The sequence below is a fragment of the Pontibacter virosus genome (genome assembly GCF_003096355.1).
Taxonomy (GTDB): Bacteria; Bacteroidota; Bacteroidia; order Cytophagales; family Hymenobacteraceae; genus Pontibacter; species Pontibacter virosus.
Genome location: NZ_QEKI01000017.1, coordinates 104,817 through 110,816, shown reverse-complemented (window position 1 = coordinate 110,816; position 6,000 = coordinate 104,817). Strand labels below are relative to the sequence as shown.

Sequence of the window (6,000 nt, the reverse complement as noted above, 5' to 3'; positions counted from 1 at the left end):
TTACTTATTAATTCTTACTTATTAATTCTTACTTATTAATTCTTACTTATTAATTCTTACTTATTAATTCTTACTTATTAATTCTTACTTATTAAATAATAAATATTATTTAAACTTTTTAAACCTTGCAGCAGCAATCCGAAGAAAAGAGCGAAGCGCCTTGACCAATTCTTTTTCTATGATACTAAACTCTATCATGTGTCTGTTAAAATCGGCAAGAAACTGCAGGTTTATCATATTGTTTGCCTTCAGGTAATTGACATACCTGGCTACCTGATTTATATTGTTGCCAACCCTGCTGATCTCTGGGCCGAGCCTATCCAAAACCGCGATTAACTCTTTAGGATTAGCAATAAAATCGTCAGGCTGCGCCAGCGCCTTCTTCCGCAGGTAAACAGACAATGATTCATGCCCTGCAGCCGTCATCTCAGCCTCCAGTTGCCTGTATTCGCTATCAGAAAAGGTCAGCTTTAACTGTCTGGCTCTCTTTAATTCAGGCGATAGTTTTGGACGCCCTCCCTTTGCTTTCTTAATATCTTCCATACATTCTTTGCTCAATAAAAGACACGAGTTGCGAGTGGATTTCCCCCTTGCTGATAGCTACGCTGAAAGCAAGGCAAGAGGTTTTGAGGGACTCAAAACACATCTTGCAATACAAAGCCCACCATACATCAAAAGAAAGAATTCCAGGCAAATAATACAAGGAAGGGGGGAGAGGAAGAGTAATACACCAAAGACGGAGCATTGGGCAAGCTAGAGAGAATAGGAAAGAATGGATGATGACTACCTTCTGTAAGAAATATCTTCAGGTGCTAAATCCAACGGTACAAACATCTAATAATTATTAATTGTTAGATGTTAAATAATAGTTATTATTTATTAACATAATATTCATTAGTTATTAAATAATAATTGTTTTTTTCAGCTAGAAATATTTGCCAATTAAAGCAAGCAGCTTAATAGTCAAAGTTGACAGTTTGAGACGAAAAGCAGAAAGAATCAGAAAAGGGTAGACAGGTCGATAGGGGAGAGGTAAGGTTCCAGAAGCCTTCGGCTCTTAAAAGCCCGCACATGGCATATACTACTATCGCTATCGCATGAACTTACCCAAACCTCTGCAAAAAAATCACCCATGTAGTAGAGGCATACCTTGTACTCTCCATCAAGGCGGTTTGAAAGAAACTGCCCCTCATCCCATACCGCCTGTGCCCTGTCATTAAGTGAAAGAATACTATTGAACTCATATAGATTCATAGGCGAAAAAGCGAGAGGTTGATCAGTAGGGTAGTAGGCAGTTTAAAGCTTAGCAAGACTATAATTTACTTATTCCTTCAGCAGGTGCCGATTTATTGATCGTTTCTTGAAGTAAGGCAAAGAGCTTGATTGCATCGACATCCAATAGTACCGCCAGGTCCAGCACCTCACTTACGCGGAAGGAACGGGGATCGTCAATCTTGTTTCGCAGTCGCTGGTTGTTTACACCTAGTGCTTTGGCCACGGGAGTATATGGCACGATATCAAACAGCTCAGAAAGGGAAGTCAGCTGCTCATTCTCGAGCATACGCTTACCTAACTCAAACTTAGGGCTCTTATCTTCAATTTGCATTGTCCTATAACTAACGAATACTGGTGGTTTATTTTAAGATAAAACATCTAAGGATAGATGCCTACAAATATATACGTAACATATACAATTTGATACTAAAAGTATTTGATAAGTTTATCGTCTATTCTTCTTATTCCTGTTGTCTAAGCGCAATCTGGATAACAGAATTAGGAGGTTTTTCTTTACTAAACCACAAGCAAGTACTCTGAGAAAGCAGCTGCTGTGTCCATCCAGCCATTCGGAAAGGTTTACAAGCCGAGATGATATAAAATTTTAAAAATTTGTACGCTGAGTTATTTCTTGATCAGCTTAAACACTTTGGAATAATCGCCAGCGTCAATTTTGAGAAAGTACACCCCTGCAGCAAGAGCATTCCACGCATCAACAGTAATAGTGCTCGAATCAGGGAAATACCTTTCATCCAGCTTTTGGCCGACGCTGTTGGTAAGAACTAGGTTATAGTCCAGGTTCAGACCCTGCGAATTCGAGATTGTCAGGCTTTGCTCAAAAGGATTGGGATATACTGTAAGCGAAAAATCAAGAACAGTAGTTCCATCACAAGGATAGTATACCGTATAAGTTGATGCTTTGTCTCCTAAAGTAAGCCAGAAGGCATTTGTGAGTGTCTCCTCTGATGCAACATAATTAAGGCTTCCGAAATTGCCCCTGCCAATAGTAGTGCCTATTACCTGAAGGTGCCCTTTTGAATTAATGGCCATTTTTGATCCTTTCTCATCACGGATTATATCATCTTTCTGATCTGCACTGCCACCTGTCAGCACCCACAGTGTATTTCCGTCATTGTCTAGAGCGCCTATATACACATCTGTGTTTCCCTTGGAGGCGTAAGAGGTGCTATTCAATTGAAATCCGTCTGCAAATCCTCCTGTCAGGTAGATCTTTCCATTATCCTCTGCTAAATCATACAGCGTCTCCCTTCCTGAACTGCCGGCAGTCTTTACCCAGTTAATGTTCCCGTCCAGGTCGCATTGCAGCAGGAAAACATCCAAGGCGCCACGTGCACGGACAGTAATACCATCGATTGTGAGCTCACCACCAAAAGTACCGCCAAAAACATAGAGGTTGGAAGTGGTGCTTATGGCCGTTCCCCTAGGGACATACTGCCCGTTTGAGTGGAACTGCTTCTTCCAGAGTACATCCCCTGTCATGGCCTCAAGTTTTGCGAATGTAGCCCTGAGCTCGTTAGTGCCAGCCACTTTCTCGTTTCCAGCCATCAATACATCACTAGCCCCGTCAAACTTAACCCGGAAGGCCCCATAGCCCAGATCGCTTCCAAAGCTCTGGGTCCAGGCTACTTCCCCGTCCGGATTTAACTTGGCTACGAAGCTAAGAGGACCAGGATGGTACTGCCCCAACAGCGCCACCTGGTCACCATAGCCGAGACCGCAGAGCACTAGGGAACCATCCGAAGAGACATCTAAGGACGTGATAAAATCATCTGCATTACGCCCGCTTGAGGCACTTTCTACCAGCTTCGACCAAATCAAATCACCGGTGGAGGAGTATTTCTTAACAAAAGCGTCCCTTTGTGCGCCGTATTGCATTAAGCCGGACACGTAAATGTTCCCAGCGCCGTCAACACCAATTTGGCCAAGTGTAGCCCCCTCTATCACAACGGATAAGGTAAGGTTTCGGGAAGAATCGAACCTAAACACAGCGCCGTTATATGAATTGCCTCGAACAGGCTGTATGACATTGCAAACCTCATCCGGCAAAGGTTCATGAAAGAGGCTGCTTAGGGGATTCTGCGAAGAAACGGCTAGGTATGTATTATCGTGTTTGTCTACCGTGATCGCATTCCCCTCATCATGTGACTGTCCTGCCAACAGCTTGAAATCTGACCACTGAGGAACTTGGCAAACTGCCGCAAAACTAACAGTTAGCTGACAGACGAATAGGAGAATGTATTTCATATAGATGCAGGCAAGGTAGTTTCTAACCGCAGTACGAGCGGTGACGAATTATCGAATATACTATATATTCATATTAACATAAAATACTGAACCCGTTAGAGATTACCGCCTGAAAGAACCCAAAGTACCTCAACCGATTTCTGCTCCAGATTCGGTTTTGGCCATAACTAGTGTCTTTTTAAGCACATCTAATTGCTAACAATATTGAAAAAAGGGCATCAAGAGTAAGTAATCAGGCAACATCATCCGTAAGCCCTAACTTACTAAGAAAAGGAATCCCGCCGAAGGCGGGTCGCCATGGCGGGATTTCATCTTTCAAACTTCCGCAGCTAACCCCATCAGTATTAAAAATGAAAGATCTTGCCTGATGTTACCAGACAAGATCTTTCTAAAGGCTACGCTGCCATAGTTGTTGCTTCTGCCCCCAAGTTACTTTCTGCCTGTAGGTTTAGGATATAGCTGGCCGCTTTAAAAGCCTTTGTGCTTGCATAGATGATCATGGTCTTATCGTCTTTAAACTTCTTCGCCCATCCCTGCAGGTAAGCCACCGAGTTTTCAAAAACCTCCGCTTTGATACCTGCAAAGGCGTTGAGGAAACTTGCTCCCATCTCGGCTATCAGCTCCTCCTTAGAGTAATTTATGTCGCCAAACCGGGCCGCCTTCTCTTCATCAGCAAAACGGTTAAGCCTGGTTTGATGGCCTGTAGAGTGAATCAGTTCGTGAAACAAAGTCGCGTGATAAGCCTGAGAGGAAACAAAGCTGCTCAGCTCCGGCATCTGTACCGTATCATTAAAAGGCGCATAGTAGGCCTGGGAGCCTCCGTGCTGAACGTTCGGGCGTGGCATAGGGTATTGATCCACCACCTCCTGACAAGCCTCTATTACCTGCAGATCGGTACGCTCATGAACAGAAGGGAGGGTAAACTCTATTCCTTCCACCTGAACAATGTTAAATACAGTCCAAATAAAAGGGACAAACCTTCTCTGATACACCTCCTCTGTCTCTCCTGAAGTGCCTTTATCCTCCCTGGTATCACTTTTGGCGTAAACTTTCCAGTAGATGATTTGGGTTCCTTTCTCTCCCTTCTTTACATGCCCGCCCAGCTCTTTAGCCTGTTTATAGGTAAGAAAATAGGGCGTCCTAAAGCTTTTCTTATCAGTCAGGTAGTTCAGAAAGAAAGCATTGAAGCCTTCATAATAGCGGCCAGATACATAGTTTTTAGGCAATCCGTAAGATGTCCATGGCTTTCTCCAGAATACCTGGCCTTGTTCTAATTGCTCGATGACCTCATTTGTTACCTGATCTGCCAGTTGAATGAATTTTTGATAAGCGTTCATAACTTTTAGCTTTAGAAGGTTAAACAAAACTTATATTAATATATACGTAATGTATTTATTTAGTTACATTTGGTATATTAAATTTATCCACAAAATAGAGTTTTTATTTCCCCTTATGTTAGCGCTAAATTGCTTGTGTGGTATTGTAGAACAGGCATTACTACAGAAAGAAAAAAAGAAAACCCGCCGTCAGGCGGGCCGCTACGGTTGGTTTACAGCCGAGATTTGAAGGAGTAAGGGACTTTTATAAAAGTCCCTCGTCTGCAAAAGAATAATAACCCTCATTGGTAAGGATGATGTGATCTAGAACAGCAATATCAAGTAAGTTACCGCCCTCCTTCACCTTTTTAGTAAGGCTAATATCTGCACTGCTAGGCTTTAAGTTGCCCGATGGGTGATTATGAGCTAAAACGATCCCACTGGCATTGGCTTTGAGCGCAGCGACAAAGATAAGTTTGGGATCTGCCACCGTACCGGCCACGCCACCGGTAGAAACCTCAAATATTCCCAGCACTTTGTTTGCCCTGCTTAATAACATAACCTTAAATTGCTCGCGGAACTGTATGCTGCCCTCATCCCATAGCTGTAGGAAGAAAGTGTAACTGTCTTTAGAACTCCTAATCTGCGGGCGCTCGGAGGGCTTCACCTGGGGATGGTAGCTGAGCTTTACCTCTGCAATCTGGCTGACGGTTGTTGAAGTCTGTTCCATACACACAAAATTTAAAGGGGTTGATATAAAAGATATATTAATATATACGATATGTATATTAAAAGTTACATTATGTATGTATAATTTTTATGCTTTTATCTTATTTTCCCCGGCCCTGTGTAGGAATCTTTAGACTTCATAGCTAGTTATTAAAGCACTGGTCATATTTTAGCTGTTTTTGTGAAGAAGTTGTGTAATTTTCGCAGCGCAAGTCTCTTTCTCTTCCCTTTTGTTAAATCTTTATTGTTCACGAACCCCTCCGACATTTCAAATTACTATTTATAAGGAAGTATATAGAAGTATATATATTTAGTGGCAATACTTGAACGGCTGTACGGAATAGAGCCAATGGGGTGCATTGTGGGTGTGGCAATACTTGAATGACCTATTGCTACTGAGGCAATACTTGAACAG

At 42.5% G+C, this 6,000-nt stretch carries 5 protein-coding genes; all 5 read right to left on the bottom strand.

The window, feature by feature from the left end; genetic code table 11:
- Positions 1-105 precede the first annotated feature (105 nt).
- The 5 genes from C8E01_RS18845 to C8E01_RS18820 all read right to left on the bottom strand — a co-directional run bounded on the left by C8E01_RS18845 (position 106) and on the right by C8E01_RS18820 (position 5,586).
- Positions 106-543 (bottom strand): plasmid mobilization protein, encoded by a 438-nt coding sequence (locus tag C8E01_RS18845; protein ID WP_116545006.1) that lies wholly within the window; start codon positions 541-543, stop codon positions 106-108.
- A gap of 769 nt (positions 544-1,312) precedes the next feature.
- Positions 1,313-1,606 (bottom strand): hypothetical protein, encoded by a 294-nt coding sequence (locus C8E01_RS18840; RefSeq protein ID WP_018480089.1) that lies wholly within the window; start codon positions 1,604-1,606, stop codon positions 1,313-1,315.
- 293 nt (positions 1,607-1,899) lie between these two features.
- Positions 1,900-3,540, bottom strand: a complete 1,641-nt coding sequence (locus tag C8E01_RS18835; protein ID WP_116545005.1) for a T9SS type A sorting domain-containing protein — start codon at positions 3,538-3,540, stop codon at positions 1,900-1,902.
- Between the two features lie 395 nt (positions 3,541-3,935).
- A complete protein-coding gene (locus C8E01_RS18830) occupies positions 3,936-4,877 on the bottom strand; it encodes an ArdC family protein (protein ID WP_116545004.1) in 942 nt (313 codons plus the stop codon).
- A 244-nt stretch (positions 4,878-5,121) separates the two neighbouring features.
- Positions 5,122-5,586, bottom strand: a complete 465-nt coding sequence (locus C8E01_RS18820; RefSeq protein WP_116545002.1) for a JAB domain-containing protein — start codon at positions 5,584-5,586, stop codon at positions 5,122-5,124.
- Between the last annotated feature and the right edge of the window lie 414 nt (positions 5,587-6,000).

Coding starts and splice junctions, on each gene's coding strand:
- C8E01_RS18845 (WP_116545006.1), bottom strand. CDS start 543: ATGGAAGATATTAAGAAAGCAAAGGGAGGGCGTCCAAAACTATCGCCT.
- C8E01_RS18840 (WP_018480089.1), bottom strand. CDS start 1,606: ATGCAAATTGAAGATAAGAGCCCTAAGTTTGAGTTAGGTAAGCGTATG.
- C8E01_RS18835 (WP_116545005.1), bottom strand. CDS start 3,540: ATGAAATACATTCTCCTATTCGTCTGTCAGCTAACTGTTAGTTTTGCG.
- C8E01_RS18830 (WP_116545004.1), bottom strand. CDS start 4,877: ATGAACGCTTATCAAAAATTCATTCAACTGGCAGATCAGGTAACAAAT.
- C8E01_RS18820 (WP_116545002.1), bottom strand. CDS start 5,586: ATGGAACAGACTTCAACAACCGTCAGCCAGATTGCAGAGGTAAAGCTC.